Source organism: Bradyrhizobium ontarionense, from assembly GCF_021088345.1.
Lineage (GTDB): Bacteria > Pseudomonadota > Alphaproteobacteria > Rhizobiales > Xanthobacteraceae > Bradyrhizobium > Bradyrhizobium ontarionense.
In genome coordinates this window covers 4139999-4163518 of the sequence record NZ_CP088156.1, presented here as the reverse complement: position 1 = coordinate 4163518, position 23520 = coordinate 4139999, and the positions used below count along the sequence as shown (strand labels likewise).

Sequence of the window (23520 nt, the reverse complement as noted above, 5' to 3'; positions counted from 1 at the left end):
CGCAGGGGCGTCGTGAGCGGATCGAGATGCAGGGACCGGATCGGGCGCGTCACGCCAATCGTCTTCGTTGGAAACAGGCGAATTGCGTCGGCTGTGGGCGATGGCATGACATCGGTCCGGACAGCAGCCTGTGTGATTGCGCGAAGCAGGAGAACCTGTCCGTCAGCTGCGACCTGCAGCCGGCGACGCGTGCGGCCCTGCTGGCGAGCGTGGAGGACAACGCGCAGTCGCTCTGGCGCTACGCACCGCTGCTGCCCGTCGATCGTGCTTTTGGCACCCGGCTCGGTGTCGGCTGGACCCCGCTCTATGATTTCGGCGACTATCGCGGAACGCGGTTCTTCCTGAAGGATGAGGCCCGCAATCCCAGCGGGTCGCTCAAGGATCGCGCCAGCGAGGCCGTCGTTGCGGTCGCGGCGGCGCATGGCGTGACCGATGTGATCGTGGCCTCGACCGGGAATGCGGCTGCATCGCTGGCCTGCATCGGGGCTGCCGCCGGCATCAAGGTGACTGTGCTGGTTCCGCGCACCATTCCTGGCGCCAAGCTCACCCAGATCATGGCCCATGGCGCCTCGATCTATCGCGTCGACGGAAGCTACGATGATGCCTATGCGCTGGCCCGGACGGTTTCGCTCGCGAAGGGACTCTATAATCGCAGCACCGGGCTCAATCCGTTCACGAGGGAAGGCAAGAAGACCTGTGCGTTCGAAATTGCCGAGCAACTGGGATGGCAGGCGCCGGACTGGGTGATCGTCCCGACCGGCGACGGCAATATCCTGAGTGGCATATGGAAGGGCTTCCATGAGCTGGTCGCGCTGGATCTGTTGTCCTCCATGCCCCGCCTGGTCGCCGCCCAGTCCGCCGCCTCGGACCTGATCACCAGGCGCTTTGATCCGGAATGGGCCAGGCATGCGAACAACCCGCCGCACCATACGATTGCGGACAGCATCACCGTTGCACAGCCGCGCGATCTGACCGCGGCGCTGGCGGCGCTCTCGGCGTCCAGGGGCACGGCCGTTGCCGTCGATGACGACGAGATCGTCGCGGCGACACGGATGATGGCGTCGCGCTTCGGCGTGTTCTGCGAACCATCCAGTGCGGCGGGATTTGCTGCCTTCGAGCGCTTGCGGGAGCGCGGCGTCATTGCGCCGCAAGACCGCGTCGTTTGCCTGTCTACGGGAACCGGCCTGAAGGATTTGAGGGCGGTTCCCGCACCGGACAATTTGCCGGTGATCTCCCCTGATGCGTGGCAGGAAATCTCGATCGGCGGAGACAGGCAATGACATCGTAGCTGAAGCCACTGCACTGAAACCAATACAATGCAGCCAATACAGAGCTAGACGCGATCGACCGACAAAATGCGCCGGTGGAACGAAGTCGCAACGAAATAGACTTTGCCGAAATGCAGTGCAGCGACCGATCGCCACGATGACATGCGCGACAAATTTCCACGCCGCACGTCGATGTTCTGCAACAACTTGCTACATTTTCTCTGCAGCGTGTGATGTGCAGCGTGGCGCCGATCGCACCGATCAGCTCCGGCCCGCCGCGAGCGCGTCGCGTTGAGCCTTTTCCTTGTTGACCAATTTGTACTCGGTCTTGGCCTTGGCCTTCTGTTCATCCTTGGCTTTCGCCTTGTGCTCGGCCTTGGCCTTGGCCTTGTGTTCAGCCTTCGCCTGAGCCTTGTAGTCGGCCTTGGCCTTGGCCTTGTACTCGGCCAGCGCCTTTTTCTTTTCTGCGTCCTTGTACTGGGCCTTGGCTAAGGCCTTTTGCTCTTCCAAAGCCCGCTCTTTTGCATCGTCCTTAGGATCTTTGGCCACGTCTGCCTCCTCGGAATCGGTTTGAACGGAATGCCTCGTAACGTGTGACAAAGTAGCTATTAAGATAAAACGTGTCAACGCGATGTGTTGCAACCTGTGATGAATGTTCGCCGGAATGTTGAAGTTGCGCAATCAGGCCATCGATGCTCTCGAGGCTGATCCTATCAGACGGCAAAGCCATCGTCTGCGTGCCAGCCTTTGCGGCCTGCCGCGGCCCGGCCCACGGCCTCTTGGAAGGACAAGTCACAGGGCTCACCGGACTTCCTCGAACTCCGTTCGGACGCCATGCGACTGGATCTGGGATCCACCGGTTGATGTCGGATTCATGCCAGCTGGTCCCGTTGGTGCTGATTTTGAGCTGAGCCGGGAACGTGCCCTCGGCGATCTCGCGGGAGATGGTGGACCGGGACAGCCCGGTCCTTGCGAGGACGGGTTTTCAAACGGATGATACGGTCTGGTTCGCGCATGGCCAATCAGGATCGTCTTGTCCGCCACCTGTCGCGCGATCGCGCCAAGGATATGACCTCGGACTACGGGCGTGCCGATCCGGTACGGCATTATGCCGAACGGCGCGGGTCACCTTCTGCGAGCGCGTGGCCGAGATCGTGTGCAAGGTCGTGCCGGAAAAGCTGCGCGACATGTTCCACGGCCGATGTGGGGGAGCACACCAGGCCGGTCGGCCATCACAGTCGCTGCGGTGCGGCGTAGATCGTGCAGCCACCAATCCAGTAGCGGAGTCGTCGTCTCACCCGCCCTTGCGATCGCTTGACGGTTGGCGAGTAAGCGGGCGTCCAGCATGGCCTTCGACTTCGACCATCCAAGAAGCCACGCTCTTGGTCGCCCGTCCGGCGCGGGTCGTCCCCAAAAACATGCTCTCGGCGGGTTCCGGGGATGGTCCAAACGCGCTTAGACGAGTCGAGTTCGGCCCAACGCATTCCGCCAACTTCGTCCCTGCGTTGGGCTGTCAGAATGAGCAACTTTACGATCCGTCCATAGTCGTCATCATTCGAGCCCACCAAACTGTACCAGCAGGATCAAGAACTTATACGAAGTTGAGCAGCCGACGGCCTGGAATAGCCCCCTGGCAACCGCGGCGGTTCGAAGATGGCGTCGGCTCTCGATCTACTCTTGATCACCTGCAATGGTGTCGAGCCGTTTCCGCCGATCGGCGCTCAGTCGGGGTGAAAATCGACACAAGCCTTCGAACCGGATTGGTCGCTCGCCGGCAGAGCACGAATCTGAGGGGCGGACGTTCGAATTGTTCCAGCGCGCCCGATGCGATTCGAACGTGTGACCTTCGCCTTCGGGCTAAGGATCGTCACGTGCTTCGATCCGCGCTGCGGCCCGTCCGCGGCGGAACCGGAAGCGTGCGCCGGGCGGATAGGCCCGTGCCAGCCGATTGTGCTCGATCCGGTGCTGCATCATGTCTCTGCGGGTCTGACGCTCATCCTGGCTCAGGATCAGATCCGAACGTGGCTTGGTCGAGCACAGCAGCAGAAAGCCGGCTTCGACGTCCTCCGGATACACCGTGAGCGCGTCGGAGCGATCGACATCGCCCGCCAGTAGGCGCGCTGCGCAGGCGATGCACCAGCCCTGCTCGCAGATGTAGGGACTGTCGATGCCGGCATCGAGCATGCCGTAGAGCAGATACTCGTCGGCCGCCGCGTCGAAGCTGACAATGCCATCCGGCCGTTCGAGCCGGATGCGAAACCGCGTGGCGCTGGTTTCATCGCTCGTGGTCGTGTTCGGCATCGCTCACCACCGGCTGTCGGGCAGCGCGACCTCGCCGATGCGGCCGCTCGCGTAGCAATGAGCGGCCGCGATGATGCGCGCGACCACGGCGAGCTCGTGTGAATCCCGCGGCGTGTAGATGACGAGGCTCTGCGGCGGCACGGCGCCGGCCATGTAGCGCGCGAACGGATGCACCGTGCCCCAGCCCTTGGCCGCGACCTTCTGTGCCCATTCCGGCCGCAAGGTCAGGTGCAGCGATCCGTCGAGGCGAATGATGAGCCACACCGGCGCGAACACAAAGGCCTCAGGCTGGCCCATGGCATGGAGGTCATCGAGCGCGAAGGCGCGGCCTGCGGCACTCAGCGGCGCAGCGACCTCTTCGACTCCGGCCAGCGCGCCTGCGCATGATGCGAGCTGCGCGGCGTATCCGGCAGGTGAGGGGTCGTCGAGCTGGTGGCAGGGCCATGTCGGTGCGAGCCGCGGGGCGGCACCTTGGCGCGTGGCGAGACGGCGCAACCCCGGCGCCATCGCCCAGATCGGTGGCGCGCTGCGCAAGCTTGCCCTAGCCGAAGGCGTCATAGTGAACCTGCGTGATCGGAACATCGGCGCTGCGCAGCAGTGATTTGACGGCGCCGACCATGACCGGCGGGCCAGCCACGTAGAATTCTGCCGCGGTCGGATCGGCGATGGTTGTCCTGATCGCATCGGTGACAAAGCCGGCCGCATGCGGCCAGCCTGACGGCGCGTTTTCGACCACTGCTAGATAACGCGCCTGGGGAACGCGCGCGATCGCCGCTTCCAGCATGTCGTCGGCCGCGAGATCGGCCGGCGTGCGCGCACCGTAGATGACATCTACAGGCGATCCGAAATCGAGCTGCGCCTCCGCTGCCTCGCGCATCATCGCCAGAATCGGCGCGACGCCCGTGCCTCCAGCCACGAACACCTTGCGGCCCGGCTTGCGTCGGAGCGTACAGGTGCCGAAAGGGAGCTCGATCGTGATGCGCGCGCCAGGACTCAAGCCTGCAAGCACATTGCTGCCTTTGCCGTCGTCGTAGCGCTTGGCAATGAATTGCAGGACGTTGCTGCCCGGCAGATTGCACATCGAATAGCTGCGGCGCAGGTCCACGCCGAGTTGCAGGATCGCATACTGACCCGGCCGGAAGTCGATCGGCTCGATCGTCTCGAAGCTGAACTGGCGAACCTCCGGCGCGAGATCGACGACGTCGCGCAGGATCGCCTGTTGCTCGACGCAACGGGGCACTGGCGCCGACCATTCGCCGGGACCGCGCGCGATGGTGACGTCCGAGATCGCGCGGGACTGGCACGCCAGGATGCGGTTGCGCCGCGCGTCGCGCGGATTGACGGCCGGCGCACCGGGAAAGATCAGATCGACCTGGCCGTTGACGAGGGTCACCTTGCAGGCGCCGCAACTGCCCCAGCCGCATTCGTAAGGCAGCGCAACGCCCCCGCGTCGCGCTGCCTGAAGGATGGTTTCGTGGTCGGCGGCATCGATTGCGACACCGTCGGGCTCGACGCGAAGTTGCCGGGTCATCAACGCCATCCTTTCGGCCTGGGCGGTCAGCGCAGCGCGCCGATCGCACCCGCCAAACTACAAGCCGCAATCCGCGATCAGCCGCGCCTGGGCCGTCATGGTTCGCTCGAGGATCGCCTGTGCACCGTCCGCGCCTGGCGCGGCCGAAAGTGCCTCGCTCAGGCCGCGCGCGGCGCGTTCGCCGAGCGGCATCCACTTCGCGACCCACTCCCGCAGCAGAACCGCATGCGCGGGGACCTTGCCGGTGGCGTAGCGCACCAGGGCCTTGGTGGTCTCGACGGCATAGGCTTCGTCGTAGTTGCGGAAGTCGTCGTGCAGCAGCGCCAGCAGGTCGTCGTCGTTCGCCCGTGCCAGATCGGCGATCTCGCGATTGAAGACGTGATCGAAGATCGGCCGCAGCACCAGATTGCGAGAGACGAACGCTTCGCCCCAATCGTAGGCGATCAGCTGCTTCTCGATCAGCTCGCGCAGGCCCTGCCATTGCGGCGCCAGCGTCCAAATCGTCCGCGTGATGTCGCTGTCGGCGAGCTCCGGGCGTCCGGTGTCGAGCGCGAGCGCCTTCGCCAGATAGGCCTGGCGCTGCACGCGGCGCATTTCATTGCCCATCTGGAAATAGAAGGTGTTGGTGACAAAGGCCGACGGCGCCATCTGCGCGACATAGGCGGCGCTCATCTGCATCGCATGGCCGGGAAACCGCACCGGCAGATAGGCTTGGCCGAGGAAGTCGAGCCACGCCGCGGAAAGCTTGCGGGAGCTGTCCTGGCGTTCGAATTCGTCGATCAGATTGTCGCAATAGACCTCGCGATCCTTCTGATCGGTGACATAGCGGCGATAGGTGTAGGTGAGGGGATCGCGATAGCCCTCCCAATCGTCCAGCGTGAGCTTCGAGCCTTCACGATTCCTGAGATAGAACTGGTTGATCGACCAGTTCTCGGACAGCTCGAACGGTGCCGGCGCCCGCCGGAAATGGCTGTGGAACTTGTAGGTGACGGCCTCGTATTCCGAAGGCAGCCGGCGCTCCGTCCACAGGCTCCAGGTCTTTTTCTGCTTGCGCGCAGCCGGCTTCGCGGTCATTGCGGTCATGACGTGTCCTCCCGGGATTTTCTATGTGTGGATGGTCCAGACCCACTCGTCGTCCATCGATTCGAGCCGTCCACCGAACGACACCAGGCTCGGCTCGATCTCGGCGAGCCGGAACGGTCGCCCCAGCGCGGCCTGCATGCTCTTCTGCGTCAGGCGGAAGTTCCGGTCGGCCTGGACGCGGACGTAGCCGCCGCGGTCCTCGATGACGATCTCGACGTCCGGATTGTCCTGCTCGCTCGCCGCGATCACGGCGTCGATGATGTCTTCGTCGACGCCTCTGATGACGGGGCCGACCAGTTTCGGTGCTGCTGTCATGGTCATGAGCTTGTCCTATGCGTCCTGCTCGGTCTTGTGGCGCAAGCGGCGCAGCCGGCCGTCGTTCGGCACGCCGACCAGAATGGCTTCGCCGTCTTTCTTCACCGCGTAGCGGAAAAGCCGGCAGTCGCGCGGGTTGAGGCCGCGGCCGTCATCCATGCTGAATTCCCATTCATGGGCCGAGCAGGTGATGGTGCCGGCTTCGAAATCGACCTTGCCGTCCGCCAGCAGGATCTCCTGATGCGGGCACATGCCCTGGAAGCAGCGCAGCTCGCCGCCCGGCAGATGCACCACGATCACCTCCTCGCCGTCGACCTCGACGCTGATGAAATCGCCTTCCCAGAGATCGTCAAAGGTTGCGACCTGCCTCCACGTCACATCGGCATCGTCAGACATAGGCCACCTCGATCCAATCCATCGGCTGGATTCCGGACTGCGCAATCGTCATCGCGGATGGCAGCTCCTTGCCGTTGTAGTAGACGGATTTTGACGCGTTCTTCTCGGCGACGCGCAGTCCGACCGTGTGCTGGGCGACCTTGTCGGCCACGATGCTCATGCTGTCGCCGTCGTCGACGGGGATCAGCAGGACGACGAAGTCGCCGCGGAAGTTGGCTTGGAGCGGGAACAGGGCCACGCTTACCTCCCATGTCTGTTTGTTGTGTAGGCTGGGCGAGCCGCTCGTGAGCGGCGCCTCTCTACGTGATGCTCGTTCGTCGCGGCCGCGGGCGGCTCACTCGGCCGCGAGGCGAGATGCGCCATTCCAGGCATAGTTTTGCGCGTCGTTGCCGGCCACGTCGGGCGTGATGCCCATGTATTGCAGCGCGCCCTCCAGCGTCGGCGGCTGGATATGACCGGCGAGGAAGCGGTCGACCACCGAGAGATGGGTGTCGTAGCGCTCCGGCTGGCTCTTCCACACCCATTCGCAGACCTCGCAGCAGAAGTTCAGCTTGCGCCCGTTGTGCGTGGTGATGCGCGGCGCCTTGCCGATGCTCGGGCTGCAGATCGGGATGTGGCAGCAGTTGCAGACGATCGGCAGCGTCGCCGGATAGGTCTTCTCGATCTGGCCTGCGCGGACATTGTCGTCGATCACGTCCCACAGCTTGCCGAACCGGTCGTTCCAGCCGGGATATTTCTGCTCGAGCCAGTCGCGCTCGGCGGTGGACACGCCCGCGTCCGGATTCCACCATACCGTCGGTCGCCAGAACCAGACGCCCATGTGATAGGCGTGATGGACCCAGTCGAGCTCGGGCAGGAAATGCTCTTCCCAGTACCACGGCACGTTCATGCCGAGATCCTTGAACTGGTCCATGAACTGGCGACAGATCCAGTCCTGCATGAACTCCTTGAACGACATCGTCCGGCTTTCCAGCGGCGTGTAGTAGTCCATGGAGATACCGGTCAGCAGCGCGAACAGCTTCCACGATCGCCAGAACATCTGGTCGACCATCTTCTGCGCTTCGGCCTTCTTGCCGTTGTTGATCATGATCTTCAGCGTCGGCTCGCCCTGCTGCGAATGCCGCGCCTCGTCGGTCTGGATCGAGGAGATCAGCGCGCCGAACTCGATGTCGCCGACATGCAGCGCATCGGAGGCCATGCCGAGGAACTGCAGGTTGGTGAATCCGGTCTCGAAGGTGAAGGTCAGCTGGATCGCCGTCGACACCGCATCATTGGCGGTGAACATGTCGTCGAACAGGCTGCGCGCCGCGATGACGCCCCACTCGTTGGTGTGCATTGCCTTATGGGCCCAGTCGAATTGCGGGTCCTTAGCCAGCAGGCAATAAGGGAAGTAGATCTGCGCCTGGCCGTGGCGGCATTCGTCGAGCGTGCCGAACGTAGCCATGTTGCGCCAGGCGGCGGCGCGGCCGAACCGGGCCATGCGCGCCTCGCCGATCGAGGCGAAGTATTCCGGAACCGGAATGGCGCCGTAATGCGCCTTGATCGCCGACTTCCAGCCGGCGTCGAGATTGTCGTACAGATTGGAGCGCGCGATGGTCGAGCGGATCGAGTAGATGCCGTCGTCCTTGCCGGCCTGGTTGTGAACGTATTCGCGGTAGGTCAGCTTATACGGCTCGTCCCAGCCCCACCACTGCTCGCCATGGATGCCGAAGCTCTTCGAGAGCTCCTCGGGAAAGACCTCGTCCTCGCTGACATAGGAGAAAGCCCAGTTCATGTCGCGGGCTGTGTCGTAATAGTCCCGCCGCTGCAGCTTCGGCATGCGTTGCTCCTCCCGAGCTATGTGATCGCGTTCGTTCTTCTTGGTTGCGTTCCGCGCCGCCGCTCTTGGATGGACGGACTTTGCGCGGCTCGTGTCGATGACGTACGATCTTCAGCAACAGAGGCGGAGAGATCGTTGCTCGATGCATTGAGGGCCAGTCTAGGGGACGTTCTTTGGTTTTTCTTTGGTCGCGATCGCGCGCGCAAATCGCCACGCAACAACGGACTTGCGATCGAGTGCGGACCCGTGCGTACGGCCACGCAAGCGCGCAGATGATCGATGCGGTGCGGAAGGAGGATCGACTATGTCGGACGTCAACGCTTCGGTGTCGTGCTTCAAGCGAGAAGCTCGATGCGCCTCATGACCGAAGCTATGAAAGCGCCGCGAGGTACGCTTTAGCCTGCCGCGCCGCCGACAAACGACGGAGTGGACGCGAGGCCAGCGCAGGCTTGCCGCTGATCAGCGGCTGCGGCCGACGACGTGCAGCAGGAGGCCGTCCAGCGCCTCGGTGATCGGGATCTGGCAGGCCAGGCGGCTTTCGGCGCGGACGTCCGCGGCCTCGAACTCGAGCAGGTCGGCCTCGATGTCACCAGCCGGGCCGACGCGATCGAGCCAGGCCTTGTCGACGTGGCAATGGCAGGTGGCGCAGATGCAGGAACCGCCGCATTCGCCGATGATGCCGTCGACGCCGTTGCGCTTCGCCGCCTGCATGGCGCTCTCGTCGGGCTCGGCATCGACGAGACGTTCGGTGCCGTCGGGCTCGATGAAGATGATCCTGGGCATGGGTCGTTGCGTATCCCTAGATGAACTGCCGGCCGCCATCGACGATCAGGGTCTGGCCGGTGATGAAGGCCGCGGCTGACGAAGCGAAGAACAGTGCGCCGCCGACCATGTCGTCGACGTCGGCCGCGCGCTTCAATGCGCCGCGGGAAACGCCATATTCGGCGGCGTTCTCCATCAGGCCGAGGCTGGCCTCGGTGAGCGTGAAGCCGGGCGCGATGACATTGACGGTGATCTTGTCGTCGCCGAGCTCGCGCGCCAGAGCGCGGGTCATCGCGATGACGGCGCCTTTCGACGACACGTAGTGAAGCCACATCGGTGAGCCGCTCATGACCGTGGCGGACGAGACGTTGACGATCGCGCCGCCGCCGGCGCGCCGCATCAGCGGCGCGGCCGCCTTGCTCATCATCCACACGCCCTTGACGTTGACGCGCATCACGCGATCCCACTCGGCTTCGGGGATCGCCTCGAAGCTACGGCGCGCGAGTCCGGCATAGATAGCGGCATTGTTGACCAGCACGTCGAGGCCACCCATGCGCGCAAGCGCGAATTGTGCTAGCGCCGTAGTGGACGCCTCGTCGGCGACGTCGACCTCGGCCGCGTGCGCCTTGCCGCCGCGGTCGCGGACCAGTCGCGCGGTGTCCTCGGCGCCGCCAAGACGGATGTCGGCGGCGACGACCTCGGCACCGGCCGCAGCGAAGGCGAGCGCAAATCCGCGGCCGAGCCCGCCGGCGGCGCCGGTGACGATGACGCGCTTCCCTTGCAGTTGGATCGGACTCATGCGGGAACCTCGATGTGCAGCAGATCCGTCATGAACGCGGATGCGACGCCCTCCGCGATCAGCGCCTGGGCCATGGTCGTACCGGCCTCGGTCAGCATCGATGGCAGCACGAAGCTCTCCAGCATCGCGAGCGTCTCCTTTGGCGGCGTATCGAACCAGCCGCCGATCGTCGCGACCCCATGGCCGGTGAAGCGCCACAGCTTGTCGGCATCCTTCATCAGCGCATCCTCGCGCGAGATCGCCTTCTTGCGGGTGTCGTGGCCGTCGATGATCGCCAGGATGGTCTCGACCTGCAGCCCAGGGATCGCCAGCCGTGCGAACGTTTCGGCCGCGATCTTCACACCCTCGATCTCGTGGGCGCGCTGCAGCTCGGGATATCTGGGATTGGGGCCGACGGCGGCGGCGAGCTGCTCGGGCGGGAATTTCTTCCAGCCGACGTCGTGCATGAGGATCGCGGGCAGCACCACGGAGGCGTCCGCGTCGGGATGGATCCGCAGCAGCGCCTGGCCGAGACGATAGGAGATCAGCGTATGTTCGTCGTTCGAGCGCACGTCCAGCCACGGCCGCGCAGCAAGCCAGATCGGCAGATCCTGTTCGCGCAGAAAATGCGTCATCGCAGCTCCGCGTCGTAGCTGAGATAGATCGTCTTGTATTCGAGATAGTCCTCGATGCCGTAGCGGCCCTTTTCGCGGCCGATCCCGCTCTGCTTCATGCCGCCGAACGGCGCGCGCTGGTTCGATCGCTGGATGTCGTTGACCCAGACCGAGCCGGCTTCGAGGCGCTCGGCCAATGTCAGCCCTACCGCGAGGTTGCGCGAGAACACGAAGGCCGCCAGGCCATAGACCGTCGCATTGGCGAGCCGCAGCGCTTCAGTGCGGTCGTCGAATGCGGCAACGCCGAGCACCGGCCCGAACGTTTCCTCGGTCATGACGAGAGCGGAAGGATTGGCATCGGCAATTACCGTCGGCGGCAGGAACCAGCCCTTGTCGTAGAGGCCGCCAGTCAACCGGGCTCCGCCGGTCAGCACGGTCGCGCCGAGGGCGCGGGCGTCCGCAATCTGTCGCTCGCTGTTGCGGTAGATCTTCTCGTTGACCAAAGGCCCGAGCGCGCAATTCGAGGTCAGGCCGTTGCCGATTTCGAGCTGCGCGACCTTGCCGGCGAGCGCGTCGAGGAACGCCGCATAGGCGGGGCGCTCGACATAGACGCGATTGACTCGGTAGCAGAACTGACCGGAATTGGCGAAGGCGTGACGGGCGATCGCCGCAGCGGCTGCGCCGATGTCGGCGTCGGCGCAGACGATGGCCGGACATTGGCCGCCGAGCTCGAGCGTGACGCGCTTCATCGTTCCTGCTGCCGCGGCGGCAATCGCCTTGCCGGCCCTGGTGCCGCCGGTGAAGGCGATCTTGCGCGGCGTCGGATGCTCGATCATCTGCATGCCGAGGTCGGGGCCGCGGCCGGTCACGACGTTGAAGCAGCCGTTTGGATAGCCCGCCGTTCGGAACAGTTCGGCGAGCCGCAAGGTCGACAGCGGCGTGTCCTCGGCAGGCTTGGCGACGACGGTGCAGCCGGCCATCAGCGCGGCGCCGAGCTTGAAGCAGAGCAAGGTCACCGGATAGTTGAACGGCGTGATCGCGACCACGACGCCGACCGGCTCGCGCGTGATGATGATCTTCTCGCCGGCCACGCCCGTCAGCGGCATCTCGGCGTGCAGGCGCAGGCCTTCTTCGGCATAGACGTCGAGCAATTCGGCCGAGCGCTGGATTTCGCCGATCGCGCCCGCCAGCGGACGGCCGAGCTCCCTGGTCAGCAGACGGCCGAGCTCCTCGGCGTTCGCGCGCATCAGCTGCGCCGCAGCCTTTTGCAGGCGCGCGCGTTCGGCGACGGGTGTCGCCTTCCAGGCCTGGAGCGCCGTCTCGGCCGACCGGATCGCGGCATCGACATCCGCACGGCCCGCATCCGGAACGCTGTCGATCGTCTCGCCGGTCGCCGGATCGAGAACGTCGAAGGTCGCTCCGCCTTGGGCTGCAACCCGGCGGCCGTCGATGAACATGTCCATGTCCGCCGTCCGTTGTTCAGATCAGGTCGAGCATCAGCGCTGCCCGGGTCTTGTTCAGCGCCTCCTCGGCCATCAGCCGTCCGGCTTCGGTCTCGAGCACGGCAAGCTGGGTTGTCAGGCGCGACGCATATTGGCGCGGCGTCATCTTGAACCAGTCGCAGGCAACCGCGACGCCCGTGGTCGTGTAGCGCCACAGCTTGTCCGCGTCGCGCACGACCCGGTCGTTCAGCGAGCGCGGGTAGGGGCGGGTATCGTGGCCATCGATGATCTCGCCGACCGCGACGATCACCGGCTCCGGCCAGTCGGCCTGCTCCAGGACCTCGCGCGACATGCGAACGCCTTCGCTTTCGTGCAGAAAGCGCACGTCGGACTTCATCATGTTGGCGCCGAATCCCTTCTCGATGATGTCCTTCATGTCGATCGAGTACCAGCCGATATCGTGCAGGATGATTGCGAGGGAGACGATGTCCTCGTCTGCATCCGGATAGTGCGACAGCAGCTTGCGGGCGTAGGCATAGGACAGCGGAATGTGGACGTCGTTCTTGCGCGCGCGCATGTACGGCTCGCTGATGCGCCATACCTCGTCATAGCGATTGCCGACGTCGGACTTATCGAGCATTGCAGTATTCCATATGCGGCAGCAGAGGCCGGCCCTGCCGGCCTCTGCTGGTTGGTTCAAGACAGAATGGTCACTTCGCCGGTCGAGCCGTTGACGCGCAGCATCTGCCCGTTCTTGATCGAGGAGCTTGCGCGCCCGGTGCCGGTGACGGCCGGCAGGCCGTATTCGCGGCACACGATCGCGGCGTGGGACATCATGCCGCCGATGTCGGTGACGATCGCGTTGATCTTGCCGAAGATCGGCGCCCAGCTCGGCGCGGTGACCGGCGCGACCAGGATCTCGCCCTGCTCGATCTGGCCGAGCTCATCGGCCGAGCGCACCACGCGGGCGCGGCCCTCGACGATGCCGGGCGAGGCCGCCATGCCGGACAGCTTGGTCGTGTTCGCAGCGCCATCGAGCCAGCGGCCAATGCTCTCGGTGGTGATGCCCCAGAGCATGATCGTGAACGGCTCCGTGATCACATCCGGCGGATTGTTGAGCGCGGGCTGCGGCGGCGTCGTCGCGAGGGCGGCCAGGATTGTCTTGCGACGCTCGATCTCCGGCGGCCAGTAGGTCGGACCGATCGCGGGTGCGCCGACCGCCCAGCCATTGCCGTAGTCGAACAACGCGTCGCGGACTTCCTGACGGTTGAGATAGAACAGGTCGTCGGCGTCCTTCCAGAAGCCGGCGTCACGGAAGATGGCGCCGAGCTCGCGCATCTTGCGCCAGAACACGCTCATCGACCAATGCTCGATGTAGAAATTGTGGTTCTCGACATAGGGGAAGACGGTGCGGGCGAGCCCGAGCTTGCCCTCGAAGGCGGCGCGGGCGTCGGCATCGAGCAACTCGGCATATTCGGACGTGATCCGGTCGCGCTCTCTCGCGATGGCCTCCGTCGGCCGGTCGATGTCCTCGCCCCGCTGCACGCGGACGACGTAGTCCCTGATGTAGCCGAGCGGGATATCGAGATGCTCGATCCAGTACTTGTCGGTCGAGTAGAAGCCGTTACCGGAGGTGAAGTTGAACCAGGGATCCTGGGCCTCCTTCCAGGCCTTCAGCCATTCGGCGCCGTTCGGCGCACGGCCGACTGCAGCAAGTGCCTCGTCGACCGATCCGCTCTTCAGGGCATCGGCGACACCGAGCTTCACGGCGAGCTTGGCGAGCTTCTTCAACTCGTCGTCGGGACGGAACAGGTCCACCTCCACGCCCTGCACCATCTTGGCGATGGCCTGGTCGGGAATGGTGGGGAACTGCCCCTTCATGAAGCTGAAGAAGTCGAGATAGGCGGCGTAGCCGAGATTCAGGAACTCGAAGTGATACTGCCAGGTCTTGTAGAGCAGCTGGATCGCCCGATCATAGGTCTCCATCAGCGCGTAGGTGTTGTCGAGGCCGACGCCCCCCGTGATCCACTCCAGCGGCACGGCTTCGGGCAGCGGCTCGAAGTTGAGCGCTTCGAGATCGGCGATGTTGGCGCGAACCTTCTTGTCCCAGTTCGCCAGCAGGCGGTCCCAGTTCTGGAAGTAGTAGCCGGCGCGCTCCATGAAATGCGGCACGCGGCCGCCGATCAGCTCGGGCGCGACGGCGACCGGGCTCATGTAGCAATAGCCGTTGTGAATGCGGTATTCGACGCCGTTGGCCGGCGGGATCAGATAGTGCCGCGTGTTGTACTGGCCGAGGCACTTGACCGCGAACTCGACGGTGACGGCGTCGAACGGCTTGAACGGGCTTGGCCAGTGCTGCGAGTCGCAGAACCAGAACTTGCCGTCCTCCTTGTCGCGCAGGCTGTTCTGGAACTGCAGATAGTAGGGATAAAGCTTTTCCCAGCCCTCGGCGCCGACAGGAGTCTTCAGGTCATAGGGACTTGGGAATTTCGCATGCGCTGTCATCGTCGTTTCCCCTCGTTTTCTCTGTTGTTCATTAGGTGATGCTCACCGCTTGGCCTGAACCGGGGCCAGCAGCGTTCCCAGCACGCCCGCGATCCCGGTTTCATAGATCGCGCTCGTTTGCTTCTTCTTCCGGCTCCAGACGGTTTCCGGCCGGCTCTGCAGCGCGACGAGATTCTCGTCCTCGGGGAGATCGGCATCGATCGCCCATTCGACGTCCTGTGGGCAGCCCATGCTGCGCTCGAGCGACTTGGCGAGCCTGGCGACGGCGAGGACCTGCGCGTTGGTCAGGGAGGGCAGGGTGCGACGTTCCGGCGCGATCACGCGCTCGACCGTGCGGCGCTCGGCGCGATCAGCGACGAGCTCGAAATCCTTCTCGGCGATCCGTTGTTTGATCACCTGGAGAAGCACCTTCTCGACGACAAAATTATCCGGCGTAATTTCGCCGGAGACCACGGGCTCGCCGAGCCCGAAGGCGGAATCGATCACGATCTTGGTGCGGTCGCCATTGATGGGATCCAGCGTCATCGCCACGCCCGCGGCGGTGGCATTGACCATCTTCTGGACGCCGACCGACATCAGCACGTCGATCTGGCCGAGCCCGTTCTCGGCGCGATAGGAGATCGCGCGGGCATTGAACAGGCTGGCCCAGCACGCCTTGACCTTCTCGACCACGATGTCCTCGCCGACCACCCAGAGATAGGTGTCCTGCTGGCCGGCAAAGCTGGCATCGGGCAGGTCTTCCGCTGTTGCCGACGAGCGCACCGCGACCGGCAATTGGCCGTCGGGCGACATCCGGCGATAGGCCTCGCGGATCGACTGCTCGACCGAGCCCGGCATCGGCTGCGCGATGATTGCGTCGCGGATCTCGTGCGAAAGCTTCTCTTCGTCGTCGACATCGTCGAGCACGATCCGCGACAGGCGCTCACTGATCGTCGCCTCGAGCCCGTTGCTTCGAAGATGCAAGGCGTAGGCGTCGGTCGCGACCGCAAATCCCGCCGGCACGCGCACGCCTTGTGCGATCATGCGCGCCAGGCTTGCGCATTTTCCGCCGATCCTCGGGAAGTCGTCTTCGCGTGCGGCTTCGAACGGCACGATGAAAGATGCGGCTGCGTTGGCGCCCATGCGTCTGTTCCCCACCTTGTGGTCCGGATCGATTCCGGACTTGTTGTTGCTTGTGAAACGCGTCCTGCTGACGAACGTGTCGCGTCAGGTGACGTCCCATTCGATCCGAAGCGTGGTCGGCACGCGAAACGAGATGTTGTGAACGAAGTCGATGGTCTGATCCGCAGCCAGCCGGAGGCCCGGAAGCCTGCGTGTCAGCTCGCCGAGCGCGATCGCGAACTCAATGCGGGCGAGTTGTTGTCCGACGCAGGTGTGGATGCCGTAGCCGAAGGCCAGATGGCTTCTTGCGTCGGTGCGCCGGACGTCGAAGCGGGTCGGCTCGGAGAACACGGACTCGTCGCGATTGGCGGAGCCGATCAGCAGGAGGATGTTGGAGTCCTTCGGCACCGGCACACCGCCGATCTGGGCGTCCTTCAGGGCACGCCGGCGCCAGGCCACGATGGATGGGCTGAAGCGCAGCGATTCCTCGACCGCATTCGGAATGAGCTGGGGCTCCGCGATGATGGCTTCCCAGTTCTCGCGCCGCTGCAGCAGCTCGCGCATGCCGTTGGCCATCAGCGTCGTCGTGGTCTCATGGCCGGCGAACAGCGCGCTGTAGAGAACGCCGGCGATTTCCTCGTCGCTGATCTCGGCGCCCTCCTTCTGCAGCCGGACCAGATCACCCGGAAGATCGTCGGTCGGATCGTCGTGGCGCAGGCGAACGAGCTCGCGGCAGTAGTTCCAGTATTCGACCATGTTGCGCGCATGCTCGACCTGCTCGTCGTCGCTGAGGTCGCCCCAGGTCAGCAGCGCGCGGCTCACCGCCCATGACTTCACGCGCGGCACGTCCATGTTGGGGATGCCGACCAGCTTGAACAGCACCAGCGCCGGGACGTCATAGGCGAATTCGCGGAAGAAGTCGGCATGTCCGCGATCGGCAAAGGCATCGATCGCCTGGTTGACGATCGCCTTGATCTCCGGCTCGATCGCCCTGAACCGGCGCGGTCCGAAGCAGCCCTGGACGAGCTTGCGGATGCGGGTGTGATCTGGCGGCACGCGGGCCGACAGGCCGGAATAGGCGGTGAAGCCGCCCTCGCGCATGATGCGCTTGCCTTCGTCGCACATCGGGCGAAGCGGCGCCTGTGCATTCTCCGATGAGAACGTGCGCCAGTCTTCGAACACCGCCTTGATGTCGGCGTGGCGCGCGACGACGTAATATTTCAGCTCGTTGGAGAAGAAGACCGGTGCCTCAGCGCGCGCCCATTCGTAGAACGGGAACGGATCGCGCATCTCGAAGGGATCGAAGTCTTTTGCGGCGTCGCCATAGGGACACCGCGCCAGCTGAGCTGCCGAACCTGGCATGTCGTCCTCCCATTCGCCGCTCTCGACGGCGACATTGTTATGGGCTCACTCTAAGCGGCGGCCTTTGGGTTTTCTTTAGCTTGTAACTCTATGATAATTTTGAAGAAAATGTAGAATTTGCCGAGGGTTGTGCCGTTGCGCCGTGTTCGCCGGGCAGGTCGTGCACCGACCAGCTTTGGCTCGTGGCGAACGAGCGTTCTCAAGCCGTCAGCTTGCGATGCAGCTCCTGAAGCGAGGCGCTCTTCGGCCGGTTGTCGAAATGCTTGAGCGAGTCGAGATAGAGCTTGAACTGGCGGTCGATCGCCTCGCGCCGTCCTTGCGCCTTGAACACCTGCATCGCCTCGGCATGCGCCATCTCGCACAAGGGATCAATCGCGAGCGCCTTCTGGCAATGCGCGAGCGCGGCCGAGTAGTCGCTGCGTTCGAGATAGATGCGCGCCGCGTCGCGCTGTACCTTGAAGAACATATCGCGCAGCCAGTAGCGCTTGCTCCAGCACCAGTCGCGCTCGCCATCATCGGCGTACTCGACCGGAATGTCTTCGAACAGGTCTCCGGTGTAGAGACGATCCGCCGCCTGCAGGCAGATCAGCGCCTCGTCGCTGGCGCCGGCCTTGATGTGTCCCTGGGACTGGCGGCACAGCTGCTCGAAGGTCGAGATGTCGAGCCAGCTGCGCTCCGGCGGCACCAGCACGTAGCGCGAGCCCTCGCGCCGGACGTAGTTGCGGCCGCCGTCGCGTCGGTCGGACTGGCCGAGCGCCAGCCGAAGATAGCGCACGGTGTGATAGAGGCGGTTACGCGCAGCCTCGATGTCGTCGGCGTTGGGCCAGAGCAGATCGGCGAGTTCATCGGTACCGGCGCCGTGGCCGCCCTTTTGCAGCAGATAGGCGAACAGCGTCTTGGTCTTGCGGGTCGCGCCGCCCGGCGGGTCCCAGTTCACTTGGCTGCCGTCGTTGCGATAGATCCGCAAGCGTCCGAAACAGCGGATCTTCCAGCGGTCGCGGCTGTCGAGATAAACAGTGCCGGGCTCCTCCGCCGATCGGCGCAGCAGCCACATCGGGTCGGCGCCTTCGGCCGCGTGCAGGGCCGCCGCCGATGTGCCGATCCGCAGCTCCGGCGCGATCGCGCCGAGCCAGAAATCCACCTGCTCGCGCAGCGCGCCGCGCGTCTGCAGTCGCGACGGGAGCCAATGCGGGTTGCTGACCAGTCCGCTGCTGGTGAGAATTTGCGGATGGCCGCGCAGCGCGACGAGCAGCTGCTCGTCGATCAGCACCCGACGGTTATAGAGCGAGGCGATCGAGAGCTCTGACTGCTGGGCGAGCGCTTCCGCAAGTGCGGGCCAGCCCTCAAAATTCGCTGTCGCCGAGTTGGTCTCCAGGCCCCAGCTCATGTCCACGACGAGCAGGGCCGGTCCTTCATCGCGGGTTGGCGACACCCACTTCTCGATTCGGCTTGCGACGTCGCGAAACGAGATCGGCACCCGCAGCAGTGCCATCTCGACGAAGCTCTTGCCCTCCACGAATCCGGTCTTGTTGATGCGTCGTCCGAGCTTCTCGACGCGCGCGACCGCGTTTGCGTCTGCCGCGATCACGAAGATCCGGCGGGGTCGTGCAACGGTCTGGTAAAGCTTGAAGAAGTCCGCAAAGAGCAGTTTTTGCTGCGTCGCGAATAGCGCGAGGTTGACACTACTGTTCTCGGCCATGAGCACTCACCCGCTCCAACCTCATCATTGGAGGCGGCAGACGAGCGGTAGTCTAAGAGCGGCCGTCCGAAACATGCAAGGCCTTGTTTCGCAAGCATTCCTCACGAACCTTGAAGTGGTTGCCGCCCTCGTTCTCGACAGCTGCATTTCCATCCTGATCGCGAGCTCGAGCTGCATGTGGGCATCGCGAGTTGGCCCTGGAGCCGCGGCATGCGGCACGTCTGATCGTTCGACGTCGTGTGCACGACGCTGATTGCATCGCGCGGGCGCAATCATGCCCCCCGTATTTCAACGGATATATCGCCGGCATTGTCTTCGGCTTCAAATTCGCGAGCGAACGCGGCGCGGCTTGATAGAACTTCCGACGTTGAGCGCCAGCTTGCGAATCCCGCCTCCTTCAATCACATTTGCGGTAGCGAGGGGAGGAAACCATGAGGGGGGTAGGCTTCGGTTCAGGCGTCGCCGCTGTGCTGGTCGCGACAGCTGCGCTGTTAGTGCCCGGAGTAGCATCCGCCTATACCGCCGAGCAGGAGCAGGCGTGCACGGGCGATGCCTTCCGGCTTTGTAGTTCCGACATTCCAGATGTCGATCGCGTGACTGCCTGCATGGTTCGTCGCAAGGCGGAGCTGTCACCGCCGTGTCGCGCCCAGTTCGGACCACAGCCGCGCGAAGCCGCGAGTTCCGGGCGCGTGGACAGGCCGATGAGCATCCGTCCCGCTGTCGCAAAGAAGTCGGCGACCACGCGTGCGGGTGAGACCAGGAGAGCAGGCCGCCCGGACGCGACCGAGTGATTCATCTTGCCGCATCAGGCAGCACTCGAAAGAGCTCGATGAGCGGACCAGTTCGGTTCGCGCGTCGTTTGCGCAGCCTCAACATGCAAACGCGATCGGGCATGACCGGATGTTGTCGAACAATGCGGCCTGATCCGCCGTTTTCCTCGTCTCGGTGTGACTCAAAAACCAATGCGTTTCAGCAATCAGGGGTTACGCCTTAATGATCGCTAAATTTATCTTCCGCGAATCAGCGCGCTGATTCATTTTCGCTGCCGGGGTCAATCTGGAGGCCAAGGTATGAACGTTATTGTTTTCGCTTCGCGTAAGGGCGGATCAGGCAAGAGCACCCTGGCCGCCCATCTCGCCGCGCAGATCAAGTCGAGCAAGTCCTGTCTGCTGATCGATGCCGACCCTCAGGGGTCGCTGACGCTGTGGCACAAGCTGCGCGGCACCAACGAGCCGCCGATCAAGACGGCCGTGAACTCGGTGAGCGCAATCGTGTCCGCCGCGCGCCGCGACGGCGTTGAGTGGGTGCTGATCGATACGCCGCCGACCATTTCGGCCGTCGTCGAGGATGCGATCAAGAACGCGACCATGGTCATCATTCCGGCCCGTCCCGGTGTGTTCGACGTCAACGCGGTTCAGGAAACCATCCAGACCTGCCGTGCCGCGCGCAAGCCCTACGCGGTCGTGCTCAATGGCGCGCCGGCGCGCCGCGACGATGCCGAGAGCCCGATCGTCACCATCGCTCGCGAGGCGCTGGCGAAATTCAAGGCACCGGTGTGGGGCGGACAGATCACCAATCGTGCGGATCTTCTGATGGCGCTGGGACAGGGCGAAGGCGTGCGCGAATATTATGCGGAAGGCCGTGCGGCTGCCGAGATCGCCCGGCTGTGGGCTGCGATCGAGCGTTCGGTAAGGGCGATTCGCGGCACGGTGTCGGCCAATGGCGCCATGCACAAGCAGGCAGCCTGATCTCAGCACGGGGATCAGCATGCACGCGCGGGGTTCCGCGCGTTCGTCGTGTTCGGCCGGTCCGTCAACCGGTCGAATTGGAGCATGATTAGGCCTTCCAGATCGCGCGGCGGGGTCAGGCGATCATCAGAAGATAGATGGCGATTGCCGGCGTCAGGGTCAGGATCACGGACCAGATCCCGACCGCCCAGACGATGTCCTCGACGCTGAATCCCTGCTGGTCAGGGTATGGATGATCCTGCAAAGCCACGACGTCCCCGCGTTCTCAACGTTTTCAACATCGATAGCGGAATGTCTTTAAGAAGCTGGCTGCGGACTGCGGTGCATTTTGGTTGCGTCCGTTAGCCCGGATTAACCACGGGGGTTTCGGTCCTCGCCTGCGCAGCCAGCGCCGCCGGCTCTGCCTTCGCCGCTCCCGATCGGGTCAAGGGGCGAGATGGAGCCGACGATCGCGTTCGGATCAGGCGACGCGAGGCTGCACCTCCCGCTGCACACGGCGTTCGATCTCCTGATCCAGCCGGGCAGCGAGCTCGGTGCTGACCTCCACCATTGGCAGCCGCACCTGCGCGCTTGCGATCACGCCGGTCCGAGCCAGCCAGTACTTGGCCGGCGCCGGGCTCGGCTCGGTAAACAACAGCCGCGTGAGATCTTCGACCTGTGCCCAGCACGCTGCCGCAGCGTCGTGTCGGCCTGCCTTTACGTGCTGGAGAATCGAAGCGAACGTTTCGGTCTCCACATGAGCCGAGAGCAGGATGGCGCCGTCGGCACCGGCCTGCAGGGCGTCGAAGCTCTGGGCGTCTTCGCCGGTCAGGATGCGAAAGCCGGGTGGACGGCGTGTGATGAGATCCCGCGTCTGCATGCGGTTGGCGCAGCAATCCTTGAGCCCGACGATCGCCGGATGTTCGGCGAGCTGCAGCAGGGTCTCGTTGTCGAGCCCGACGGCCGAGCGATAGGGGATGTTGTAGAGCACGATCGGATGAGCGGCGCGGTCGGCCAGCGCCAGGAAATGAGCGAGCAGGCCGCGTTGTGATGGACGGACGTAAGGCGGGCTCGAGATCAGATAGAGGTCGATCGGCCATGATGCGGTCCGCTCGAGCGCATCGATGAGATCGGAGGTTGCAGCCCCGGCGAGGCCGAGGCAGATCGGCAGCGGCCGCCCGACCGCCTCGAGCTCGGTGCGCACCGCACTGACCAGCCGCAGGCGTTCGTCCCACGACAATGCCAGTCCTTCACCCGACGTTGCGCCCAGCACGAATCCGTCGATCGGCTGAGCCGCGTAGTGCCGGACCAGCTTGCGCAAGGATGGTTCGTCGAGCGCGCCATCTGAAAAGGGGGTGATCAGCGGCAGCCAGAGGCCGTGCAGTTGTGCGCGAGGGTCGGTCATGGTCCATCTCCTTGGGTGTGATTGCCGGAGACGAGACGCAAAAAAAGCCCCGTCCTTGCGGCGGGGCTTGGTGATGCGGCGGTGAATTCCGAAGATTCTAGCGCGCGCGTCCACATGTCCCCGGGAGGGGAGCTTTTTTCGACGACAGCTTGGCGTGCGACGATGTGGACATGATCCTACATGCGCGGTGTGAGGCGGGCTGTCAACGCCGCGCCGCGCCGGCGCAAGAAATAGTTGGACAAAAAAATAGCCGGGCCCAAAGAGCCCGGCTGGAGGTACTGGCCAACGCGGCCGACACAATCACCTTCAAGAGGGATCACCTTCAAGAGGGATTTCTGAGCGCTTGCGCCACTGGAGGAGGGGGACAATGCGCAACGCCAACGCTCAGCACGGCTGCAGTATGAGCTTCGGAGCAGCATTGCGGCAACCATGCAAGCCGCATGTCAGACATGCACAATGTCAGATCACACTGGTGAGATGACAAGGTCAGGCCGGCCAGCGCTGGGCTTTGCTCACGACAAAGTCACGGAACACCTGAACGCGCGCGACCGTCTTCAATTCCTCGGGATAGACGAAGTAGGTGTCGAGCTGAATGGAGTCCGATTCGCCGAACAGCTGCACCAGACGGCTATTTTCCTCGACGAGGTAATCGGGCAGCGCGGCGATGCCGAGACCCTGCTGACAGGCCCGCACGAGGCCCAAGATGTTGTTGACCCTGAAATAGGCTTCGCGCGGACCGGAGCCGTTGCGGCCGGCTTCGACCAGCCAGTTGCGGTTCTGCAGATGCGGGGCCACCTGGCCGTCGGCCAGCGTGATGATGCGGTGATCGTCGAGCTCGTCGAGGGTCCGTGGCGTACCGAACCGCTTGATGTATTCGGGCGAGCAGTAGGCATGGAAGCCCATCGCGAACAGCTTGCGCTGGATCAGGTCGGGTTGGGTCGGCTTGCGGGTGCGGATCGCAACGTCGGCCTCGCGCATCGAGAGGTCGAGCTCCTCGTCGGTGACGATCAGTGTGATCCTGATCTCCGGATAGAGCGAGGTGAACTCGCCGAGTCTGGGGATCAGCCAGTTGATGCCGACGCCCGGCGTGGTCGTCACCTTCAGGTCACCGCTCGGCCGTTCGCGGCTGTCGGTCAGTTTGGCGCGCGCCGCCTGCAGCTGCATGAAGACGTCATGCGCGGTCCGGAACAAGAGGTCGCCTTGCTCGGTCAGGATCAGGCCGCGCGCATGGCGATGGAACAGCGAGACGGCGAGCTCCTGTTCGAGGGCGCTGACCTGTCGCGACACCGCCGATTGCGACAGCCCGAGCTGCTCCCCGGCATGCGTGAAGCTGCCCGCTTCCGCCGCTGCGTGAAACACCTTCAGCTTGTCCCAATCCATATCCGTAAATCCATCCCGTGATCGTGGCATCG

23 protein-coding genes and 2 pseudogenes are annotated in these 23520 nt (G+C 64.2%); 3 read left to right on the top strand and 22 right to left on the bottom strand.

All coding sequences use genetic code 11. The features are described from left to right. Nucleotides 1–26 precede the first annotated feature (26 nt). Nucleotides 27–1280 (top strand): threonine synthase, encoded by a 1254-nt coding sequence (gene thrC, locus LQG66_RS18525; protein WP_231327608.1) that lies wholly within the window; start codon nucleotides 27–29, stop codon nucleotides 1278–1280. A gap of 249 nt (nucleotides 1281–1529) precedes the next feature. Here the strand turns inward: thrC and LQG66_RS18520 are convergent, their stop codons facing one another. After that, nucleotides 1530–1817, bottom strand: a complete 288-nt coding sequence (locus LQG66_RS18520; RefSeq protein ID WP_231327607.1) for a hypothetical protein — start codon at nucleotides 1815–1817, stop codon at nucleotides 1530–1532. Between the two features lie 252 nt (nucleotides 1818–2069). Continuing rightward, a pseudogene (locus LQG66_RS18515) lies at nucleotides 2070–2284 on the bottom strand (helix-turn-helix transcriptional regulator). A 1-nt stretch (nucleotide 2285) separates the two neighbouring features. Between LQG66_RS18515 and LQG66_RS37440 the strand changes: the two are divergent. Then, nucleotides 2286–2467 (top strand): annotated as a pseudogene (locus LQG66_RS37440) (conjugal transfer protein TraA); the annotation flags it as partial. 658 nt (nucleotides 2468–3125) lie between these two features. On the opposite strand, the gene LQG66_RS18505 reads toward LQG66_RS37440, so the two are convergent. The 17 genes from LQG66_RS18505 to LQG66_RS18425 all read right to left on the bottom strand — a co-directional run bounded on the left by LQG66_RS18505 (nucleotide 3126) and on the right by LQG66_RS18425 (nucleotide 18976). Next, a complete protein-coding gene (locus tag LQG66_RS18505; RefSeq protein ID WP_231327606.1) occupies nucleotides 3126–3569 on the bottom strand; it encodes a 2Fe-2S iron-sulfur cluster-binding protein in 444 nt (147 codons plus the stop codon). A gap of 3 nt (nucleotides 3570–3572) precedes the next feature. Continuing rightward, nucleotides 3573–4127, bottom strand: a complete 555-nt coding sequence (locus LQG66_RS18500; RefSeq protein ID WP_231327605.1) for a luciferase domain-containing protein — start codon at nucleotides 4125–4127, stop codon at nucleotides 3573–3575. Then, the gene (locus LQG66_RS18495) at nucleotides 4111–5100 is read right to left on the bottom strand and encodes a 2Fe-2S iron-sulfur cluster-binding protein (RefSeq protein WP_231327604.1); all 990 of its coding nucleotides are present in this window, start codon (nucleotides 5098–5100) and stop codon (nucleotides 4111–4113) included. The genes LQG66_RS18500 and LQG66_RS18495 overlap by 17 nt, the downstream gene beginning before the upstream one ends. 57 nt (nucleotides 5101–5157) lie before the next feature. Then, nucleotides 5158–6183, bottom strand: coding sequence for an aromatic/alkene monooxygenase hydroxylase subunit beta (locus LQG66_RS18490; protein ID WP_231327603.1), 1026 nt, complete (start codon nucleotides 6181–6183; stop codon nucleotides 5158–5160). 21 nt (nucleotides 6184–6204) lie between these two features. Next, on the bottom strand, nucleotides 6205–6504 hold the full coding sequence (locus tag LQG66_RS18485) for an MmoB/DmpM family protein (RefSeq protein WP_231327602.1): 300 nt from the start codon (nucleotides 6502–6504) through the stop codon (nucleotides 6205–6207). Nucleotides 6505–6513: 9 nt separating this feature from the next. Then, a complete protein-coding gene (locus LQG66_RS18480; protein ID WP_231327601.1) occupies nucleotides 6514–6894 on the bottom strand; it encodes a monooxygenase system ferredoxin subunit in 381 nt (126 codons plus the stop codon). Then, nucleotides 6887–7132 (bottom strand): toluene-4-monooxygenase system B family protein, encoded by a 246-nt coding sequence (locus LQG66_RS18475; RefSeq protein ID WP_231327600.1) that lies wholly within the window; start codon nucleotides 7130–7132, stop codon nucleotides 6887–6889. The genes LQG66_RS18480 and LQG66_RS18475 overlap by 8 nt, the downstream gene beginning before the upstream one ends. A gap of 96 nt (nucleotides 7133–7228) precedes the next feature. Continuing rightward, nucleotides 7229–8713, bottom strand: coding sequence for an aromatic/alkene/methane monooxygenase hydroxylase/oxygenase subunit alpha (locus LQG66_RS18470; RefSeq protein ID WP_231327599.1), 1485 nt, complete (start codon nucleotides 8711–8713; stop codon nucleotides 7229–7231). A 459-nt stretch (nucleotides 8714–9172) separates the two neighbouring features. Beyond that, complete coding sequence (locus tag LQG66_RS18465; protein WP_231327598.1) at nucleotides 9173–9496, bottom strand: 2Fe-2S iron-sulfur cluster-binding protein; 324 nt, start codon at nucleotides 9494–9496, stop codon at nucleotides 9173–9175. A 16-nt stretch (nucleotides 9497–9512) separates the two neighbouring features. Next, entirely contained in the window at nucleotides 9513–10274 is a 762-nt protein-coding gene (locus tag LQG66_RS18460) for an SDR family NAD(P)-dependent oxidoreductase (RefSeq protein ID WP_231327597.1), read from the bottom strand. Further along, on the bottom strand, nucleotides 10271–10888 hold the full coding sequence (locus LQG66_RS18455) for an HD domain-containing protein (RefSeq protein ID WP_231327596.1): 618 nt from the start codon (nucleotides 10886–10888) through the stop codon (nucleotides 10271–10273). The genes LQG66_RS18460 and LQG66_RS18455 overlap by 4 nt, the downstream gene beginning before the upstream one ends. Further along, entirely contained in the window at nucleotides 10885–12330 is a 1446-nt protein-coding gene (locus LQG66_RS18450) for an aldehyde dehydrogenase family protein (RefSeq protein ID WP_231327595.1), read from the bottom strand. The genes LQG66_RS18455 and LQG66_RS18450 overlap by 4 nt, the downstream gene beginning before the upstream one ends. A 16-nt stretch (nucleotides 12331–12346) precedes the next feature. Next, nucleotides 12347–12949, bottom strand: coding sequence for an HD domain-containing protein (locus tag LQG66_RS18445; protein ID WP_231327594.1), 603 nt, complete (start codon nucleotides 12947–12949; stop codon nucleotides 12347–12349). A gap of 56 nt (nucleotides 12950–13005) precedes the next feature. Further along, nucleotides 13006–14814: a PEP-utilizing enzyme gene (locus LQG66_RS18440; protein ID WP_231327593.1), complete on the bottom strand. Its 1809-nt coding sequence runs from the start codon at nucleotides 14812–14814 to the stop codon at nucleotides 13006–13008. A 42-nt stretch (nucleotides 14815–14856) separates the two neighbouring features. Beyond that, nucleotides 14857–15936 carry a PEP/pyruvate-binding domain-containing protein gene (locus LQG66_RS18435; RefSeq protein ID WP_231327592.1) on the bottom strand — a complete coding sequence of 360 codons (1080 nt, stop codon included), beginning with the start codon at nucleotides 15934–15936 and terminating at the stop codon, nucleotides 14857–14859. An 84-nt stretch (nucleotides 15937–16020) separates the two neighbouring features. Next, on the bottom strand, nucleotides 16021–17277 hold the full coding sequence (locus tag LQG66_RS18430; RefSeq protein ID WP_231327591.1) for a cytochrome P450: 1257 nt from the start codon (nucleotides 17275–17277) through the stop codon (nucleotides 16021–16023). 199 nt (nucleotides 17278–17476) lie between these two features. After that, on the bottom strand, nucleotides 17477–18976 hold the full coding sequence (locus LQG66_RS18425; protein ID WP_231327590.1) for an AfsR/SARP family transcriptional regulator: 1500 nt from the start codon (nucleotides 18974–18976) through the stop codon (nucleotides 17477–17479). Nucleotides 18977–20046: 1070 nt separating this feature from the next. On the opposite strand from LQG66_RS18425, the gene LQG66_RS18420 reads away from it, so the two are divergent. After that, the gene (locus LQG66_RS18420) at nucleotides 20047–20724 is read left to right on the top strand and encodes a ParA family protein (protein ID WP_231327589.1); all 678 of its coding nucleotides are present in this window, start codon (nucleotides 20047–20049) and stop codon (nucleotides 20722–20724) included. Nucleotides 20725–20839: 115 nt separating this feature from the next. Here the strand turns inward: LQG66_RS18420 and LQG66_RS37265 are convergent, their stop codons facing one another. The 3 genes from LQG66_RS37265 to LQG66_RS18410 all read right to left on the bottom strand — a co-directional run bounded on the left by LQG66_RS37265 (nucleotide 20840) and on the right by LQG66_RS18410 (nucleotide 23518). Further along, nucleotides 20840–20974 carry a hypothetical protein gene (locus LQG66_RS37265; RefSeq protein ID WP_256460630.1) on the bottom strand — a complete coding sequence of 45 codons (135 nt, stop codon included), beginning with the start codon at nucleotides 20972–20974 and terminating at the stop codon, nucleotides 20840–20842. A 210-nt stretch (nucleotides 20975–21184) separates the two neighbouring features. Next, on the bottom strand, nucleotides 21185–22108 hold the full coding sequence (locus LQG66_RS18415; RefSeq protein ID WP_231327588.1) for a 4-hydroxy-tetrahydrodipicolinate synthase family protein: 924 nt from the start codon (nucleotides 22106–22108) through the stop codon (nucleotides 21185–21187). Nucleotides 22109–22594: 486 nt separating this feature from the next. Next, nucleotides 22595–23518 (bottom strand): LysR family transcriptional regulator, encoded by a 924-nt coding sequence (locus tag LQG66_RS18410; RefSeq protein ID WP_231327587.1) that lies wholly within the window; start codon nucleotides 23516–23518, stop codon nucleotides 22595–22597. Between the last annotated feature and the right edge of the window lie 2 nt (nucleotides 23519–23520).

What these genes read in the sequence shown, in the direction of transcription:
- thrC (WP_231327608.1), top strand. Translation starts at nt 27, where the DNA reads ATGCAGGGACCGGATCGGGCGCGTCACGCCAATCGTCTTCGTTGGAAA.
- LQG66_RS18505 (WP_231327606.1), bottom strand. Translation starts at nt 3,569, where the DNA reads ATGCCGAACACGACCACGAGCGATGAAACCAGCGCCACGCGGTTTCGC.
- LQG66_RS18500 (WP_231327605.1), bottom strand. Translation starts at nt 4,127, where the DNA reads ATGACGCCTTCGGCTAGGGCAAGCTTGCGCAGCGCGCCACCGATCTGG.
- LQG66_RS18495 (WP_231327604.1), bottom strand. Translation starts at nt 5,100, where the DNA reads ATGACCCGGCAACTTCGCGTCGAGCCCGACGGTGTCGCAATCGATGCC.
- LQG66_RS18490 (WP_231327603.1), bottom strand. Translation starts at nt 6,183, where the DNA reads ATGACCGCAATGACCGCGAAGCCGGCTGCGCGCAAGCAGAAAAAGACC.
- LQG66_RS18485 (WP_231327602.1), bottom strand. Translation starts at nt 6,504, where the DNA reads ATGACCATGACAGCAGCACCGAAACTGGTCGGCCCCGTCATCAGAGGC.
- LQG66_RS18480 (WP_231327601.1), bottom strand. Translation starts at nt 6,894, where the DNA reads ATGTCTGACGATGCCGATGTGACGTGGAGGCAGGTCGCAACCTTTGAC.
- LQG66_RS18470 (WP_231327599.1), bottom strand. Translation starts at nt 8,713, where the DNA reads ATGCCGAAGCTGCAGCGGCGGGACTATTACGACACAGCCCGCGACATG.
- LQG66_RS18465 (WP_231327598.1), bottom strand. Translation starts at nt 9,496, where the DNA reads ATGCCCAGGATCATCTTCATCGAGCCCGACGGCACCGAACGTCTCGTC.
- LQG66_RS18460 (WP_231327597.1), bottom strand. Translation starts at nt 10,274, where the DNA reads ATGAGTCCGATCCAACTGCAAGGGAAGCGCGTCATCGTCACCGGCGCC.
- LQG66_RS18455 (WP_231327596.1), bottom strand. Translation starts at nt 10,888, where the DNA reads ATGACGCATTTTCTGCGCGAACAGGATCTGCCGATCTGGCTTGCTGCG.
- LQG66_RS18450 (WP_231327595.1), bottom strand. Translation starts at nt 12,330, where the DNA reads ATGGACATGTTCATCGACGGCCGCCGGGTTGCAGCCCAAGGCGGAGCG.
- LQG66_RS18445 (WP_231327594.1), bottom strand. Translation starts at nt 12,949, where the DNA reads ATGCTCGATAAGTCCGACGTCGGCAATCGCTATGACGAGGTATGGCGC.
- LQG66_RS18440 (WP_231327593.1), bottom strand. Translation starts at nt 14,814, where the DNA reads ATGACAGCGCATGCGAAATTCCCAAGTCCCTATGACCTGAAGACTCCT.
- LQG66_RS18435 (WP_231327592.1), bottom strand. Translation starts at nt 15,936, where the DNA reads ATGGGCGCCAACGCAGCCGCATCTTTCATCGTGCCGTTCGAAGCCGCA.
- LQG66_RS18430 (WP_231327591.1), bottom strand. Translation starts at nt 17,277, where the DNA reads ATGCCAGGTTCGGCAGCTCAGCTGGCGCGGTGTCCCTATGGCGACGCC.
- LQG66_RS18425 (WP_231327590.1), bottom strand. Translation starts at nt 18,976, where the DNA reads ATGGCCGAGAACAGTAGTGTCAACCTCGCGCTATTCGCGACGCAGCAA.
- LQG66_RS18420 (WP_231327589.1), top strand. Translation starts at nt 20,047, where the DNA reads ATGAACGTTATTGTTTTCGCTTCGCGTAAGGGCGGATCAGGCAAGAGC.
- LQG66_RS18415 (WP_231327588.1), bottom strand. Translation starts at nt 22,108, where the DNA reads ATGACCGACCCTCGCGCACAACTGCACGGCCTCTGGCTGCCGCTGATC.
- LQG66_RS18410 (WP_231327587.1), bottom strand. Translation starts at nt 23,518, where the DNA reads ATGCCACGATCACGGGATGGATTTACGGATATGGATTGGGACAAGCTG.